At 68.9% G+C, this 16110-nt stretch carries 13 protein-coding genes and 2 tRNA genes; 1 reads left to right on the forward strand and 14 read right to left on the reverse strand.

Annotation, left to right across the window (positions count from 1 at the left end):
* Nucleotides 1-10 precede the first annotated feature (10 nt).
* Nucleotides 11-499 (forward strand): hypothetical protein, encoded by a 489-nt coding sequence (locus FCG67_RS03940; RefSeq protein ID WP_136907362.1) that lies wholly within the window; start codon nucleotides 11-13, stop codon nucleotides 497-499.
* Here the strand turns inward: FCG67_RS03940 and FCG67_RS03945 are convergent.
* From FCG67_RS03945 to FCG67_RS04005, 14 genes are all read right to left on the reverse strand, one after another.
* On the reverse strand, nucleotides 426-1235 hold the full coding sequence (locus FCG67_RS03945; protein ID WP_136907364.1) for a CPBP family intramembrane glutamic endopeptidase: 810 nt from the start codon (nucleotides 1233-1235) through the stop codon (nucleotides 426-428). The genes FCG67_RS03940 and FCG67_RS03945 overlap by 74 nt on opposite strands.
* Nucleotides 1236-1316: 81 nt before the next feature.
* Nucleotides 1317-2603 carry a lipase family protein gene (locus FCG67_RS03950; protein WP_425467797.1) on the reverse strand — a complete coding sequence of 429 codons (1287 nt, stop codon included), beginning with the start codon at nucleotides 2601-2603 and terminating at the stop codon, nucleotides 1317-1319.
* A gap of 324 nt (nucleotides 2604-2927) precedes the next feature.
* Nucleotides 2928-3584 carry a DUF8020 domain-containing protein gene (locus tag FCG67_RS03955; RefSeq protein WP_136907368.1) on the reverse strand — a complete coding sequence of 219 codons (657 nt, stop codon included), beginning with the start codon at nucleotides 3582-3584 and terminating at the stop codon, nucleotides 2928-2930.
* Nucleotides 3585-3775: 191 nt separating this feature from the next.
* Nucleotides 3776-3848 (reverse strand) — tRNA-Ala (locus tag FCG67_RS03960).
* A gap of 7 nt (nucleotides 3849-3855) precedes the next feature.
* Entirely contained in the window at nucleotides 3856-3966 is a 111-nt protein-coding gene (locus FCG67_RS25155; RefSeq protein WP_209927981.1) for a DLW-39 family protein, read from the reverse strand.
* 27 nt (nucleotides 3967-3993) lie between these two features.
* Nucleotides 3994-4067, reverse strand: a tRNA-Ile gene (locus tag FCG67_RS03965).
* A gap of 112 nt (nucleotides 4068-4179) precedes the next feature.
* Nucleotides 4180-5568: a DUF3566 domain-containing protein gene (locus tag FCG67_RS03970; RefSeq protein ID WP_136907370.1), complete on the reverse strand. Its 1389-nt coding sequence runs from the start codon at nucleotides 5566-5568 to the stop codon at nucleotides 4180-4182.
* Nucleotides 5568-8081 carry a DNA gyrase subunit A gene (gyrA, locus tag FCG67_RS03975; RefSeq protein WP_136907372.1) on the reverse strand — a complete coding sequence of 838 codons (2514 nt, stop codon included), beginning with the start codon at nucleotides 8079-8081 and terminating at the stop codon, nucleotides 5568-5570. Before gyrA ends, FCG67_RS03970 begins: the two co-directional genes overlap by 1 nt.
* Before the next feature lie 276 nt (nucleotides 8082-8357).
* Nucleotides 8358-8945 (reverse strand): GTP-binding protein, encoded by a 588-nt coding sequence (locus tag FCG67_RS03980; protein WP_097210741.1) that lies wholly within the window; start codon nucleotides 8943-8945, stop codon nucleotides 8358-8360.
* Nucleotides 8926-9300, reverse strand: coding sequence for a DUF742 domain-containing protein (locus FCG67_RS03985; protein ID WP_077044017.1), 375 nt, complete (start codon nucleotides 9298-9300; stop codon nucleotides 8926-8928). The genes FCG67_RS03980 and FCG67_RS03985 overlap by 20 nt, the downstream gene beginning before the upstream one ends.
* Nucleotides 9301-9313: 13 nt before the next feature.
* Nucleotides 9314-9724 carry a roadblock/LC7 domain-containing protein gene (locus tag FCG67_RS03990; RefSeq protein WP_077044018.1) on the reverse strand — a complete coding sequence of 137 codons (411 nt, stop codon included), beginning with the start codon at nucleotides 9722-9724 and terminating at the stop codon, nucleotides 9314-9316.
* 38 nt (nucleotides 9725-9762) lie between these two features.
* On the reverse strand, nucleotides 9763-12654 hold the full coding sequence (locus tag FCG67_RS03995; protein WP_136907374.1) for an ATP-binding protein: 2892 nt from the start codon (nucleotides 12652-12654) through the stop codon (nucleotides 9763-9765).
* 313 nt (nucleotides 12655-12967) lie between these two features.
* Nucleotides 12968-14977: a DNA topoisomerase (ATP-hydrolyzing) subunit B gene (gene gyrB, locus FCG67_RS04000; protein ID WP_136907376.1), complete on the reverse strand. Its 2010-nt coding sequence runs from the start codon at nucleotides 14975-14977 to the stop codon at nucleotides 12968-12970.
* Nucleotides 14978-15152: 175 nt separating this feature from the next.
* Nucleotides 15153-16106, reverse strand: a complete 954-nt coding sequence (locus FCG67_RS04005) for an alpha/beta fold hydrolase (protein ID WP_136907378.1) — start codon at nucleotides 16104-16106, stop codon at nucleotides 15153-15155.
* Between the last annotated feature and the right edge of the window lie 4 nt (nucleotides 16107-16110).

The raw sequence follows: 16110 nt of genomic DNA on the forward strand, positions 1-16110 counted from the left end.
CAGTGGACAGATGACTCGCGCGACGAAGTCCACCCCGGTTTCTGTCCCCGCCCCGGCAGAGCAGGCGCCCACCCTCGAGGTCGTACCCCCCGCCCCCGAATCCACCACGCTCAGTAGCGCATTGAGGCTCGCGCAGCTCGCGGCGCTCGGCTTCGCCAGGGGCACGGGAGGTGTCGCGAAGGGCACCGGAGTGGTGGCCAAGGGCACCGGGGCGTTGAGCCTCTACCTCGGCCGTCAGGGCTACACCCTGGCCAGGAAAGCACTGTCGTCCCGGCCGAAGGCCGTCCCCGCCCTTGCGCTTGTGGACGAGCAGGCCGTCGCGGCCGTTGCCGCCGAGCAGGTCAAGGGTCGCGGTCGCAGGCGCGGCAGGCGGGCGCTGCTCGTCGTCGGTCTCGGTGCCGCCGCGGCGGCGGGCGCCGTCTACCTCAAGCAGCGTCGGCGCGAGGTGCCGCCGGTCGCGCCCGCACCGCCGAGCCTGCGGGACGTCGAGAACTCCTGATCCACGCTGTCGCCGCGGCACAGCCCGCCGCGGCGACGGCCATCGACGACCACAGCAGGGGCGCACGACCGCCGGCGTCGCCGAACGCCAGCAGGCCGAGATTGACGGCCGCGTGGAACAGCGTGGCGATCAACAGGCTGCCCCTGCGCCCGGTGCCGAGGAGCACCGCCAGCAGGACGGACATCGCGATCGTCGCGGACAGGAAGGCCGCCGCGTACGTGGCGCCCGCCGCGAACACCTGGACGTGCCACACCCCCCAGACGATTCCCACGAGCACGCCGGTGACCAACACGGAATACCTGGTGCGCAGGTAGGGCTGCAGGAACCCCCGCCAGCCGAGTTCCTCCCCACACGCCCCGACGCACTGCGCGAGGACCAGCAGGCCGAGCGGGGCCGCGCCGGCGCGGACGGCGGAGAAATCGGGGCCTGCGCCGAGCGACACGAGCACCACCGCCGGCAGCGCCAGGATGATCAGCACCGAGCCGATCGCGCCAGCAAGGGCGGCCGGATCTGGCCGCCACAGGCCGACCTGCAGCGGCGGCCGCCACCTGCCCCGCCACACCAGCAAGACCGCCGCCACCGCGATCGCGGGTGCGAACTGCACCAGTTCGAGCAGGTCCGGGTCTGGGCCGGTCGCCGCCTGGAGAGCCACGAGCACGCCGCCCGCGAGGAGCACCACCAGCACGTACACCGCGGATGGCGCCCACCAGCGGGGCGGGGCTGCGCCGGTTGTCATGCCACGAGCATCGCGGAGCGGCGACGGCCGCACATCACCCCACGGTATCGGTGGCCCCTGCTACCGGAGGGCCAGAAGGCGTCAGGACGAACAGGTGCTCGGCGCCGGTCGATCGTGGAACCGGTCGACCATGTAGGTCAGTGCCTCGGGCAGGCCGAGGACCAGCGGCGCAGCGTGGTTTATCACGGAGCCCGGCAGGACGCTCGGGAGCGGGTTCTCGGTGAACTGCACCGTCGCACCGCGACCGCACCAGGCCCCGGCCAGCTGTTCGGCCTGACCGAAGGGCACCACGTCGTCGTGGTTGCCGGACTGGATCAGCACCGGTCCCGACGGCGTCCGCGTACCGATCCGCTGTCGCTCCAGCAGTTCCTTCGCCAGCGGCAGCCGGTCGAGCACCACGGAGAGCGATTCGCCGCTGCGGGTGTACTCGCCGGTCTTCTGGAAGGCGAAGCGCGCACCTGTCTCGACGACGCAGTAGTTCCGCGTCTCCGCCAGCATCGCCTTGCCCTTGTCGTTGAGCTCCGCCTCGATGAGCGGCCGGGATTCCGGGTAGGCCTGGGACAGGCCGTTGATCGCGTAGCCGATCGCGCCGGTGAGGAAGGAACCGTCGATCTGCGCCAGGGTCGCGGCGAGGTCCGCGGGCGGCGCCCCGGCGTAGGTGCCCTTCACCTGCAGTTCCGGCGCGTAGTCGGCGGCGAGCTCGGCCGCGGCCGCCGCTGCGCCGCCACCCTGCGAGTATCCCCAGAATCCGACCGGGCCCGCCGGGGTGATCGAGGTGTCGGGCAGGTTCCTGGCGGCCCTGGCCGCGTCCAGCACCGCGTGCGCCTCGGCCGCGCGGTTGACGTAGGTGTGCATGCCCGGCGTGCCCAGGCCGTCGTAGTCGGTGACGACGACGGCGATGCCCTGCAGCAACAGTGCGTTGATGCCGAGCACCTCGTACTCGGTCATCAACCCGATCGGCGCCTCGTAGGTCAGGAGCTGGTTCAGCAGCTTGGAGGGGGCGCACTGGTCCCCCTGGCCATGGGTGCCGACCGCGAGGCTGACCAGGGGCCGGGGGCCGGGACCCTCCCACGGCCGCTGCGGGTCGAGGTAGGTGCCGGTGACCGCGTTGGCCGCGCCGTTCGCGTCCGTGCTGCGGTACATGAGGCGCCGTCCGTCGGCGGGGAACGCTCCGTCGGTTCCCGGCACCCGGAGCGCGAGTTCGGACGGCTCGCTGCGGATCAGGTCGCCGGGTGCGCTCGCAGTCAGGTCGGCAGGCGGCGTGTAGAAGTCCGCGGGCGCCGCCGCCGCGGTGGGCGCCGCGATCGCGGCTACGACCACCGACAGGGCCGCCGCCACGACCGCACCCCGCCACCCGATTGCGCGCACACTCTTGTCCACCGTCGACTCCGCCCCGTGTTCGTTGACTCCGAACACGAAGCCGAACGCACGGTAACACATACTTTTCGCGCGACGGTCTGGCCGATTCGGGCTCTCGGACATCCGACCGCGCGGTACCGAAACCAATTGCTGCACAGGTTTGTTCACAATTGCACAGGCACCGTCTACGCCGTCGGAGTGTGCAGCTACCGTCCGCCCCTCTCGACGTTTACCCCGATAGCTGCACACTCGGCGATGCACACAGCGCACAGCCCGCGACCAGGAGCTGATCGCGGGCTGTGTGTTTGCCGTGTGTTGCTGCGCGGGCGCGGATCAGGGCGCCGCGGGTGCCGGCATCCCCGGCAGGGTCGGAAGCGGCCCGACGAAGTTGAAGAACGCCGCCCGCAGCGGTTCCCCGCCGACCATGTCCAGCCCGATCACGCCGCCGATCAGCGAGCCGATGATCGATCCGGGGAAACAACCGGCGAGCACGCCCACCACGCAGCCCACGAGGAGCCCGATGATCCCGCCGACGGTCTGCCCGACGATCCCGCCCATCTGGGCCTTCTGGATCTCCCCCATCAGGCGCTGTTGGTCCGCGGGGTTGTCCCAGGCGACCGGTTGGACGATCGGCGGAAGCAGCATCGGCGTCAGAGTCAGGGTCCGGCCGCCGTCACCGATCACGGGCGCTATCGAGTGCGTCTCACCGTTGACCCGGTATGCGAGGGGAATCGTGCCGATGGACGATCCGTCGTCCCGGAGCACGCTGACCCCGGTCCCGTCGCCGGAGACCCGGAACACGCCCGCGTCGAGCAACGTGACAACCGAGTTCCCGCCCGGCGTGAGTCCCGTGCTGTAACCGACGCCCTGATCCCTGCCTTGCATGTGGGCACCGACCAGCGCGGCTGGGTCGGCGTGCGCGGTGACCGCCCCGGCGCCCATCGCGGCCGTCACGAACAGTGCAGTGGCGACAATCTTCCTGAGTTTCATGTCGACTCCCGGGTTCGGTTGCGATTTCCCCCAGCCGAACAGTAGTCGAGCTCATGTGATCTCAAACACAATTCGATGAACTTGCCCCGGCATGCGATCCGCTTGTGACCTTTGCCCGCACAGCGAAAAACACCCCCCACCGGAGAGTGAGGGGTGTTGATGTGACGCTGTATCCGATTGTGTTCCTGCTGTGGAGCCTAGGAGATTCGAACTCCTGACATCTGCCTTGCAAAGGCAGCGCTCTACCAACTGAGCTAAGGCCCCGTCCGCGCTAGCGGCTGGTGACCTCGTGCCATACATCCTGGCTGCGGCGCTGCGACCGCAGCTTCGTCAGCCCGAAGAGAACGGTCACAACGGCTGCCGCGAGAAGCAGTACCTTCATGCTCGAACCCTTCGTCGGCACGGGGAGTGGGCCTAGGAGGACTTGAACCTCCGACCTCTTCCTTATCAGGGAAGCGCTCTAACCGCCTGAGCTATAGGCCCTTAACCTCGGTCCGGGGGACGCATCGAACTTGTCTCCCTGAACCGAGGCATGAGATTACCCCACCGACCGGCCGCGACCAAAACCGGCCCGGCGGGGAACCGAAACCCCTGGTCAGTCGCGGTCGGCGAGGGTCACTTCGACCCCACCGACAAGGTCCGTGCAGAGGTTGTAGATGAACGATCCGATGGTCGCGAGGGCGGTGAAGAGCACCACGTTGATGGCACCGATCAGCGCGGCGTAGCCGAACACCTGTCCCGCGCTGACAAGGCCCTCGTCGCCCGTCTCCGACACGATGTCGGTGAAGGCGTTGTTCAGGCGATCCCAGACACCCATGCCGTCGAGCACGACGTACAGGAATCCGACGGCGAACATCCACACGAAGAACAGCGCCACCGAGATCACCAGGGACACCTTGAGTGTCGACCAGGGATCGACCTTGCGCACCTGGATGGTCGCGCGCAACGGGTCGCCCGCGACCGCATCGATCGGCACCGCCACGAGCGCGGGCTGCGCACCCGTCTTGGGGCCCGCGCCTGCTGCCGCCGCGGGGGCGTCGCCTGGCAGCGGATGCTTGACCGCGGACAGGTCCGGCAGGTCCTTCGCCAGATCGGAGCGGTCGATGTGCCGGGTGGGGCCGTCGATCACCGCCGACTTGGCCTTGGCGGCCTCCTTGCGGGCCGTCTTCACCGCGTCGTCCCCCGACGGGGCTCCCGCCGCGGGCTTACCGGCTGCAGGAGCACCGGGACGGGCGCCCTGGCCGCTCGGGGTCGAGACCGGACGCGTGGCGGGTGCGCCTGCCGAAGCGCCCGGACGCGTTGCCGGACCACCTGCGGGCGTCGCGGGCCGAGCACCCGGACCGCTCGTGGGCGATGCCGGGCGTGTACCCGGCGCACCCGCGGGGGCACCCGGACGCGTCGCGGCACCACCGGCGGGCGACGCCGGACGGGTGCCAGGCGCGCCGGCCGGGGCACCCGGCCGAGTGCCTGCACCGTTGGCCTGGCCGCCGTTCTGCTGGGGACGCTGGCCCGGGGCCTGAGTCGGAGCCTGGGTCGGCCGACCACCCTGCGGCGCGGCCGGGGCGGCACCGCCCTGCGGCGGAGCACCTGCGGGCCGCGATCCCTGCGCGGGCGTCCCCGGTGTCGTGCCGGACGGCGGAACCTGGGCCGGACGGGACGGCCCGGTCGGCTGCTGCCCCTGCGGCGCCTGCCCCTGCGGGCGCGGCGGTGTCTGGCCCGTGCCCTGTGCGGGCGGGGCCGGCCGGTCCTGGCCGGGAGCTTTGCCGGGGGCCTGCTGCGCGGGGGCGGCGGGCTGTCCCGGTGCCGACGCCGCCGGAGCGTCGGGCTTGGCAGGCGCCGGTGCGTCGGGCTTGGCGGGCGCCGGGGTCGACGGCGCCGGTGACGGAGTCCCGTTCGCCCCCTCCGGCTTACCTGCCTGCGGCTGAGCGCCCGGACCGGCAGGTGGCCCCTGCCGGTCGCTGCTGGGCTGGTTGGGAGTGCTCACTAAGACTCCTTCGATCCGTCACTCGCGGCGGTGTCGGACTCATCGGGTTCATCGGCGTTGCGCGCGATCGCGAGCAGGGTGTCACCGTCCCCGAGATTCATCAACCGCACGCCCTTGGTCTGTCGGCCGGCCTTCCGCACCTGCTTGGCCGCGGTGCGGATCACTCCCCCGCCGGAGGTGATGGCGTAGAGCTCGTCGTCGTCGTCGACGATGAGCGCTCCGACCAGGGTGCCACGGCGCTTGTCGTACTGAATGGTCAGCACGCCCTTGCCGCCGCGGCCCTGGACCGGGTAGTCCTCCATGGCGGTGCGCTTCGAGTACCCACCCGAGGTCGCGACCAGGAGATAGGTGCCGTCACGCACGACGTTCAGCGAGAGCAGTTCGTCGTCGCCGTTGAAGCGCATGCCCTGCACGCCGGAGGTGGCGCGACCCATCGGCCGCAGCGCCTCATCGGTGGCGGAGAAGCGGATCGACTGACCCTGCGCCGACACCAGCAGCAGATCGTCCTCCGAGGAGGCGAGCACGGCACCGACCAGCTCGTCCTCGCCGCGCAGGTTCACCGCGACGATGCCACCGCTGCGGTTGGAATCGAAGTCGGTCAGCTTCGACTTCTTGACCAGGCCGTTGCGGGTGGCGAGCACCAGGTACGGCGCGTCCTCGTAGGTCTTGATCTGGATGATCTGGGCGATCCGCTCGTCCGGCTGGAAGGCGAGCAGGTTCGCGACGTGCTGGCCGCGTGCGGTGCGGCTGGCCTCGGGCAGCTCGTAGGCCTTCGCCCGGTACACCCGGCCCTTCGTGGTGAAGAACAGGATCCAGTCGTGGGTCGAGCTGACGAAGAAGTGCTTGACGATGTCGTCCTGCTTGAGCCCGGCGCCCTGGACACCCTTGCCGCCGCGCTTCTGCGACCGGTAGAGATCGGTCTTGGTGCGCTTGGCGTAACCGGTCTCGGTGATGGTGACCACCACGTCCTCGCGGGCGATCAGGTCCTCGTCGTTGACGTCGCCGTCGGCCGCGATGATGCGGGTGCGCCGGTCGTCGCCGTACTTGTCGACGATCTCCTTGAGCTCGTCGCGCACGATCGCTCGCTGACGCTCCGGCTTGGCCAGGATGTCCTGGTAGTCCGCGATCTCGCGCTCGATCTCGGCGAGTTCGTCGATGATCTTCTGACGCTCGAGGGCCGCGAGGCGGCGCAGCTGCATCGCGAGGATGGCGTCGGCCTGGATATCGTCGACGGTGAGCAGCTCGATCAGTCCGGCCCTGGCGATGTCGACGGTCTGCGACGCCCGGATGAGCGCGATGACCTCGTCGAGCGCGTCGAGCGCCTTGACCAGGCCGCGCAGGATGTGGGCCCGCTCCTCCGCCTTGCGCAGCAGGTACCTGGTGCGCCGGACGATCACTTCGAGCTGGTGCGTGGTGTAGAGACGGATCATCTGATCCAGCCGCAGGGTGCGCGGCACCCCGTCGACGATGGAGAGCATGTTGCAGCCGAAGCTGGTCTGCAGCTGGGTGTGCTTGTAGAGGTTGTTCAGCACCACCTTCGCCACCGCGTCGCGCTTGACGGTGACGACGATCCGCATGCCGACGCGGTCCGAGGACTCGTCGTGGATGTCGGAGATGCCTGCGATCTTCGCGTCCCGCACCTGCTCGGCGATCGAGGTGATCAGGTTGTCCGGGTTCACCTGGTAGGGCAGCTCGGTGATCACGATCGTGGTGCGCCCCTTGGCGTCCTCCTCGATCTCCACCACGCCGCGCATCCGGACCGAGCCGCGGCCGGTGTGGTACGCGTCGCTGATGCCCTGGCCGCCGACGATCAGGCCCGCGGTCGGGAAGTCCGGTCCCTTGATCCGCTCCATCACCGCCGCCAGGGTGGCTTCCTCGTCGGCCTCGTAGTTCTCGAGCGCCCAGTAGATGGCCTCCGCGACCTCGCGCAGGTTGTGCGGCGGGATGTTGGTGGCCATACCGACGGCGATACCGCCGGAACCATTGATCAACAGGTTGGGGATACGGCTGGGGAGAACCGTCGGCTCTTGCGTCTTGCCGTCGTAGTTCGGCGCGAAATCGACGGTGTCGTGGTCGATTTCGCGGAGCATCTCCATCGCGAGCGGCGTGAGCCTGCACTCGGTGTAACGCATCGCGGCCGCGCCGTCGTTGCCACGGGAGCCGAAGTTGCCCTGGCCGTCGACGAGCGGGTAACGCAGCGACCACGGCTGGGCCATACGGACCAGGGTGTCGTAGATCGAGGTGTCGCCGTGCGGGTGGTAGTTACCCATCGTGTCGGCGACCGGTCGCGCGGATTTCACGTAGCCGCGGTCCGGGCGGTACCCGTTGTCGTACATCGCATAGAGCACGCGGCGGTGCACGGGCTTGAGGCCGTCGCGCACGTCCGGCAGAGCACGGCCCACGATCACGCTCATCGCGTAGTCGATGTAGCTGCTCTGCATCTCTTGCTGAATGTCGACGGGCTCGATGCGGTCGTGCCCCGTCCCCTCAGGCGGCAACGTGGTGTCGGTCATGAGCTCCTCTTCTACTCGGCTTCGCGTCTCCTCGCGGACTGGCCGCCTCGCAGGATGTCGCGCAACCACCCGAGTCTATAGGTGCAGGTCAGCTAGACCCGGCATCACTCGCGGATTGTCGGCAGTTACCACGGTGAACACACCGCGACAGCGCTCGAGTCCGCAGGTCGACCGGTCGATCGCCGGGTCACCCGAAGTCGGAACCGGCCCCCCGTCGAGGACGGGAGGCCGGGGTCGGCGCCGCGCATCGCGGCACCGAAACAGGAGAGAACAGTGTTACCCGACCGGCTGACCAAGCCGACGCAGGGCGTACTCGGTGATCGCGACCAATCCGCCCTTGGCCGACTCCCGATCGCGGGCGTCGATGGACATGATCGGCACATCGGCCGACACCGCGAGCGCCTGCCGGATGTCCTCGAGCGGGTACCGCGGTGCATCGTCGAACTCGTTGACCGCCACCAGGAACGGCAGCTTGCGGGCCTCGAAGAAATCGACGGCGGCGAAGCTCTCGTCGAGCCTGCGGGTGTCGATCAGCACGATCGCGCCGATGGCGCCGCGGATCAGGTCGTCCCACATGAACCAGAACCGGTGCTGTCCCGGCGTCCCGAACAGGTACAGGACCAGGTCGTCGGCCAGGCTGATGCGGCCGAAGTCCATCGCGACGGTCGTGGTGGCCTTCTGCGGTACCCCGGTGAGGTTGTCGACGCCGTCGGAGGCGTTCGTCACCAGCGCCTCGGTCCGGAGCGGCACGATCTCGGAGACGGCCCCGACCAGGGTTGTCTTGCCCACGCCGAATCCGCCGGCGATCACGATCTTTGTCGAGGTGACCCGATTCTGCTGGGCGCTAGATTTGGCGAAGTCCACCGAGGACCCTTTCGATGAGTTCCCGACGCTCGCTGTCGCTCGCGTCTTCTTGCAGAGTGGCCAGGATTCGCAGGTGGCCGGCCTCGACGAGGTCCGCCACCAGCACGCGCGCCACCCCGATGGGGACGCCAACCCGGGCGGCGATCTCCGCGAGCGAGGGCGATTGCGCGCACAACACCACGATGGTCGCCTCGATGTCGCCCAGCTCCCAGTTCCGGTTCTCCGGATCGGGCAAAACCTGGATCAGCGCCTCCAGCGCCAGCTCCACCGCGGGTTTCGTGCGCCCTGATGTGAGGGAGTACGGCCGGACCAGGCTGGGCCCGGTCCCCGTCTCTGCGTTGTGCTGCTCGTCCATGGCCACCTCGGAATCAGGTCCCGATACCGGCTCGCGGCGTCGCCTGCACCGAGGCGCCGACGCGATCGACCAGGAGCGCCATCTCGTAACCGACCTGGCCGATGTCGCAACCCGACGACGTCAGCGTGGCGAGGTGCGAGCCGTCGCCGACGCTCATCAGCAGCAGGTACCCGTGCTGCATCTCGACGACGGACTGGAGGACGCCGCCGCCCTCGAACAGCCGGGAGACCCCGGCCGACAGGCTCGCCAGCCCCGACGTGACCGCCGCAAGCTGCTCGGCGCGGTCCAGCGGCAGGTGCGCACTTCCGGCCATGAGCAGGCCGTCCGCCGACACCAGCACGGCGTGCGAGACGCCCGGCACCTCACGCGCGAAGTTCGAAACCAACCAATCGAGCGAGTAGCCGCCCGCGGATCCCTGATCCATGTTGAGCGCGGATCCCTGATCCATGTTCATCTGTCTCCTTAGATGCTGTTGCGTTCGGCATGGCTGGCGGCACGACCGTCGCGGATGCCCTTTTGGTGGCGGCTGAGCTTCTCGCGGATGGCGTCCGGGTCGCGCAGCTTGGCAGTGATCTTGTCAGCCCCGTTGACTCCACCCGGAACCAACTGGTGTCCCGGCTGCCGCTGTGGGAGTCCGGACTCGGTGTGAGCCTCCACACGAGGGGCGCTGGCGCGCTGTGCGGCGTTCCAGCCCTCGTCCGCGGCCGAGGTCCAGTTCTTGCTGCCCTCCCCCGGCGTCGGCGTCGCCAACCAGTCCGAGACGATGCCGGTCTCGACCATGCCGCTGAAGATCGGCGTGGTCTCCTGCGGGTGCAGGATCGGGCGCAGCGGCTCGACATTCGCGCGCGGCTGGAAGAACGACGCGGTCTTCTGCGGGTTGACGCGGTAGCGGTGCTGAGTGGTGCCCGCGGGCTCCATCCCCTCCGCCCTCGCGGCCGGTTCGGCGGGCGCAAATTCGACGTCCGGGGTGGGCACAGGAGCCGGAGCCGGAGCGCTCACCTCCGGATTGAGCTGGGGCAGACCGGTTGTCGCACCGGGAGTGCGCTGCGGCAGACCGCTCGCACCGGGGGTCCGTTGCGGGAGACCGGCGGTCGGGGCCAGCGGACTCGGCTGCGGCGACGGGCTCGGTGCGGACGGGCTCGGTGCGGACGGGCTGCCCTGAGGCAGACCCTCCTGTGCGGCCGAAGCGCGCTGCGCCAGAACACCCAGCATCGCCGGAGTCCGCCGCGGCAGCCCGTTGGGCTCGGCCGGGGCGCGCTGCGGCAGCCCGTTGGGCTCGGCCGGAGTGCGCTGCGGCAGGCCATTGGGCTCGGCCGGAGTGCGCTGCGGCAGCCCGTTCGGCTCGGCCGGAGTGCGCTGCGGCAGCCCGATCGGACCAGTGGTCAGCGGTCCCGGACCCACGGTGACGGTGACCGGGACGGCAGGTTCCGCAACGGCGGGCTGTTCCCCGGTGACGGGGTAACCGTCGGAATCGACCGCTCCCTGTGGACCCGTCATCCCCATCGACATCGGCGAGACGAGTGCGCTGTGCGGGACGTGCACACTGACCGTCACGCCCTGGTTGCGGACGGTGTCGAAGGTCGGTCGCATCCGCACCGTCAGGCCGTGGTGGTCCGCGAGCCGGCTGGCCACGAACAGACCCATGTGGCGGGCCGTCTCGGGGCTCACCTCGCCACCCGAGGCGAGGCGGTCGTTGATCACCGCCATCTCCGCCGCGGGGATACCGATTCCGCGGTCCGTGATCTCGAGCAGGAGCCCGCCGTCGACGGCACGCGCGAAGTTGAAGGTCACCTTGCTGTCCGGCGGGGACGCCCGCAGCGAGTTGTCCAGCAGCTCGGCGAGCAGGTGCACGACGTCGATGGCGACGGCGCCGCTGATCGCGCCCTGCGGCGTGGCCTTGACCTCGACCCGCTGGTAGTCCTCGACCTCGGACATCGCGGCGCGCACGACGTCACCGACCTGAACCGGGGCGGAATGGCCGCGTCGGGTCCTGGTGCCCGAGAGGATCAGCAGGTTCTCGCCGTTCCTGCGCATGCGGGCGGCGAGGTGGTCGAGCCGGAACAGGCTCTCCAACCGCTTGGGGTCCTTCTCCTCGAACTCCAGGTTCTCGATCAGACCGAGCTGCTGGTCGACGAGCGACTTGCTGCGCCGGGCGAGGGTCTCGAACATGTCGCCGATCTGCAGGCGCAGGTGTGCCTGCTCGCCTGCGAGCTTGAGCGCCTGACCGTGCATGTCGTCGACGGCGCGAGCGAGCTGTCCGATCTCCTCGTTGGTGTGCACCGGAATCGGTTCGAATTCGGTCACCGCCGTGACGTCGCCGACCTTGATCTGCTCGATCGCCTTCGGAAGGTCCTCGTTCGCCACCTGGAGCGCCCCGCGCCGGAGTCGGCGGATCGGGCGGATCAGCGATCGGGCCACCAACAGGCCGAGCACGATCGTCGCGAGCAGCGTTGCGAGCACCACGGCGGCGTCGCGCATCGCCGCGGAACGGGTCTCGTTCGCCTTCGCGGCGACCTTGTTGGTGATCGAGCTCGTCGAGTTCTTGATCAGGTTGGTGTAGATCTGCTGGCTGGCGATCATCGAATCGCGCAGCTCGAACAGGGGCGGCTGACCGGCGGGCGCGGCGGACACCATGTCGGTGCGGTCCTTGACCGCCTGACGCAGCGTGGTCAGGGTCGGGTCGTCCTCTGGAAAGTAGCGGGCCAGGACGTCGATGAGGGCCAACTCGGAACCGTTGGCCGAGATCAGCGCGGTATTGGGGGCCTTCGGGTTCTCGACGAGCGCGAGGATCGCCATCGTCTGTCCGAAGAGGCGGCGCTGCGCGGCCCAGGCGTCGACGAGCCGGTTCCCCTCTTTGAGGATCGTGTCGTCACCGATGGGGGAGATGACATCCGAGACGGTCTTGGCAGCGTCGTCCTGGATCGCGACGGTGCGGGCCGCGACCTCCTCGACGCCCATGTTCGCGATCTGCCCACGGAGCGCCTCGGTCTCGGCGATCAACCGTTCCACGTTGGCCACCACGGCGGGGTCCAGGTCGGGGTTCGCCGCCGTCTCGCGCATCGCGGCCATCATCTCGGTGACCTGTTCGGCGTCGGACGGGGATCCCGTGCGCGAAATGGCACCGCCGACGTACAGACCGAATGCGGTGTCCATGGCCAGCAGCGGCGCGACGATGGAGGTCTGGTCAGCCGCCTCGCTGAAGTGGTCGGCGGCGCTGAGCTCTTCCTGTACTCGGAGGGCACCGAGCACCATGGCGACGGTGACCGGGATCGCGACCACCGCGGTGACCTTCCAACGCAGGCGCCATCCATCGAGGTTCCACAGCCTGTTCGGCGGCGGTGTCTCAGTGTTCATGTTGCAAACTCACTTTCCTCCCAGGTCCGGCACGACGGCCTGCATTCGTGCCGTACGCCCGATCGCGGAAAGCGAGTTCGCCGGGGTACGAGTCGAGACAGACGCCTAGGCGGTACAGAAGTGTAGATGCCCAAGCGTTACACGTCGACATTTGAATGTTCCCAAGAAGTTATCGTTTCGTTATACAGGTAGTTGAAGCCGAGAAAATTGCGGCGCAACCGGCATCACTGACACCACTGGCACCACAACCAAATCAGCCGGGTCATGCGTTGTGACTCACATCACTATGCATGACCCGGCCGATGGGATGAAATCAGACGTCGAGGAAGCGGACATCCTTCGCATTTCGGGTGATGAAGCTGCGCCGGGCCTCGACGTCCTCGCCCATCAGGACGCTGAACAACTCGTCGGCGGCGGCTGCGTCGTCCAGCGTCACGAGACGGAGCACCCGGACGCTCGGGTCCATCGTGGTCTCCCACAGTTCCTTGGCGTTCATCTCGCCGAGGCCCTTGTAGCGCTGGATGCCGTCGTCCTTGTTGATCTTCTTGCCCGACTGCATGCCGGCCTCGAGCAGGCCGTCGCGCTCACGGTCGGAGTACGCGAATTCCGGCTCGGACCGCTGCCACTTCAGCTTGTACAGCGGCGGCTGCGCGAGGTAGACGTGGCCGTGCTCGATGAGCGGCCGCATGAAGCGGAACAGCAGCGTCATCAGCAGCGTCGAGATGTGCTGGCCGTCGACGTCGGCGTCGGCCATCAGCACGATCTTGTGGTACCGCAGCTTCGCGAGGTCGAACTCGTCGTGGATGCCGGTGCCGAACGCCGTGATGATCGACTGGACCTCGTTGTTCTTGAGGACGCGGTCGATCCGGGCCTTCTCGACGTTGATGATCTTGCCGCGCAGCGGGAGGATCGCCTGGTACATCGAGTCGCGGCCGGACTTCGCCGAGCCGCCTGCGGAGTCGCCCTCCACGATGTAGATCTCGGACTTGCTCGGGTCGTTGGACCGGCAGTCGGCCAGCTTGCCTGGCAGACCGCCGAGGTCGGTCGCGCTCTTGCGGCGGACCAGCTCGCGGGCCTTGCGGGCCGCCAACCGGGCCTGCGACGAGGAGACGGCCTTGTTCACGATCGTCTTGGCGTCCGCGGGGTTGGACTCGAGCCAGTGCGAGAGGTGCTCATTGCACGCCTTCTGCACGAACGACTTGACCTCGGTGTTGCCGAGCTTGGTCTTGGTCTGCCCCTCGAACTGCGGCTCGCCGACCTTCACCGAGATGATCGCCGCCAGACCCTCGCGGATGTCGTCGCCGGAGAGCGCCTGGTCCTTCTCCTTGACGAGCTTCTTCTCCTTGGCGTACTTGTTCACCGTCGCGGTCAGCGCGGCGCGGAAACCCTCTTCGTGGGTGCCGCCCTCGTGGGTGTTGATGGTGTTGGCGAAGGTGTGCACGGACTCCGAGTAACCGGAGTTCCACTGCATCGCGACCTCGAGCTCGTGGCCGGTACCCTTCGCGGTGAAGCCGACCACCGAGTTGTGGATCGACTGCTTGGTGCGGTTGATGTGCCGCACGTAGTCCTCGAGGCCGCCGGGGTAGTGGTACGTCCGGGTGCGGACGGACTGGACCTCGGGTGCCTTCGCCGCGTCAGCGTCGTACTCGGCCTCGGCCGCGACCTCCTCGTCGGTGATCCGCTCGTCGGTGAGGGTGATGGTCAGTCCCTTGTTGAGGAACGCCATCTCCTGGAGCCTGCGCGCGACGGTTTCCGCGCTGTAGGTGGTGGTCTCGAAGATGTCCGGGTCCGCCCAGAACCGAACGGTGGTGCCGGTGCGGTTGGTCGCGCCGCCCTCGACCAGGGCCCCTGGCACCGCCAAGGTGTACGTCTGCGACCACTCGCGGCCGTCGCGCGCGATCTCCAACTCGACCTTGCTGGAGAGGGCGTTGACCACCGAGATGCCGACGCCGTGCAGGCCGCCGGACACCGCGTACGAGTCCGAGTCGAACTTGCCGCCCGCGTGCAGCTGGGTCATGACGACCTCGACGGTGGGGACACCGGAGGCGTGCATCGCGACCGGGATGCCACGGCCGTCGTCGACGACCTGGATGCCACCATCGGCCATCAGGGTGACGCCGACCGTCGAGGCGTAGCCCGCCATCGCCTCGTCGACCGAGTTGTCGACGACCTCCCAGATCAGGTGGTGCAGGCCCCGCTCACCGGTGGAACCGATGTACATGCCGGGGCGCTTGCGCACCGCCTCGAGCCCCTCGAGAACGGTGATGGAGGAAGCGCCGTAGTCCTTGTTGGGAGTGCTCTTGTCTGATTTCTGGGCAGCCACGGGCGGGTTGCACTCCTTCTCGTCTCCAAGGCGGTCGCGACCTGTCGAGCGTCGGCCGCGGGGTTCCCGGCCCATCTTACTGTCACGTGCGTGGTCGGGGCCGCCAATGACACCCCTGACGTCCCCGTGGGCGCATTTTCGACCTCTTCGGTAGGTCGGAAGCTGGGTGGCGCGATCAGGAGTTGGCGGCGGTACCGTCCTCGCTGTCCCGAGCGATGACGGCGTCGACGAACTCCACGCTCAGCCGGGCGAGATCGGCCGCGTGGGAGATCGGGGACCAGTGACCGGCCGGGATCTCGCGGCGCCGCAGGTCCGGCACCCACCGATCGATGTCCTCGTAGCCGACGGGACGCACCGCGCGGTCGCGGGTGCTCAGGATCAGCTGGACCGGAACCGTGGTGCGCCGCTCCGCCGGGTGTCGCAGCTTCGGCCGGATGTTGGCCCGGTACCGCTTGAGTCCAGTGATCATGTCCGAGCGCAGGGTCGGTGCGGGATGCACGAGCGCCGGGTCCAGGCCATCGAAGAACCGCAGGAAGGTCGGCCAGATCCGCGATATGCCGAGTCGGAACGGCAGCGGTCCGAGCCCCGGCGTCTGGAACAACACCGTGTAGGCCGAGGCGACGGCCTGGGTCAGGCGCTTGTAGACCCCTCGCGGGGTGGGGTTGGTGAATCCGGCCCGCAGCCAGGTTCCCAGGTGGTCGAGGTTGGGCCCCGAGACGGAGGTGTACGACGCGATCCGGCGCTCGGCGCCCGGCTCGCACACCGCCTGCCAGCTCTCCACCGATCCCCAGTCATGGGCCAGCAGGTGCACGGGCCGATCGGGGCTGACGGCATCGAGCACCGCGAACAGGTCCTGCGCCAGGAATTCCAGCCGGTAGTCCGCGACCGCGGTCGGCACCGTGGACCGGCCCGAGCCGCGGGTGTCGTAGCTGACCACCCGGAACCGGTCCGTCAGGTGCGGCACCACGTGCTGCCAGAGCTGGTGGGTGTCCGGCCAGCCGTGCACCAGCACCAGCGTCGGTCCGGTCGGATTGCCCTGCTCGAACACCGCCAGCTCGACCGAGCCGCTGCGGACGGAGCGGGCAACAGCCGGCCTGATCGAGTGAGAGTCGTTGGTACTGTTGGTCATTGGG

It is taken from the genome of Rhodococcus oryzae (genome assembly GCF_005049235.1).
Classification (GTDB): domain Bacteria; phylum Actinomycetota; class Actinomycetes; order Mycobacteriales; family Mycobacteriaceae; genus Rhodococcus_G; species Rhodococcus_G oryzae.

Bases quoted from the DNA above. Each gene is read 5' to 3' on its own strand.
- gyrA (WP_136907372.1), bottom strand. From the start codon at position 8,081: ATGACCGACACCACGTTGCCGCCTGAGGGGACGGGGCACGACCGCATC.
- FCG67_RS03955 (WP_136907368.1), bottom strand. From the start codon at position 3,584: ATGAAACTCAGGAAGATTGTCGCCACTGCACTGTTCGTGACGGCCGCG.
- FCG67_RS25155 (WP_209927981.1), bottom strand. From the start codon at position 3,966: ATGAAGGTACTGCTTCTCGCGGCAGCCGTTGTGACCGTTCTCTTCGGG.
- FCG67_RS03985 (WP_077044017.1), bottom strand. From the start codon at position 9,300: ATGGACGAGCAGCACAACGCAGAGACGGGGACCGGGCCCAGCCTGGTC.
- FCG67_RS04005 (WP_136907378.1), bottom strand. From the start codon at position 16,106: ATGACCAACAGTACCAACGACTCTCACTCGATCAGGCCGGCTGTTGCC.
- FCG67_RS03945 (WP_136907364.1), bottom strand. From the start codon at position 1,235: ATGACAACCGGCGCAGCCCCGCCCCGCTGGTGGGCGCCATCCGCGGTG.
- FCG67_RS03940 (WP_136907362.1), top strand. From the start codon at position 11: ATGACTCGCGCGACGAAGTCCACCCCGGTTTCTGTCCCCGCCCCGGCA.
- FCG67_RS03990 (WP_077044018.1), bottom strand. From the start codon at position 9,724: ATGGATCAGGGATCCGCGGGCGGCTACTCGCTCGATTGGTTGGTTTCG.
- FCG67_RS03995 (WP_136907374.1), bottom strand. From the start codon at position 12,654: ATGAACACTGAGACACCGCCGCCGAACAGGCTGTGGAACCTCGATGGA.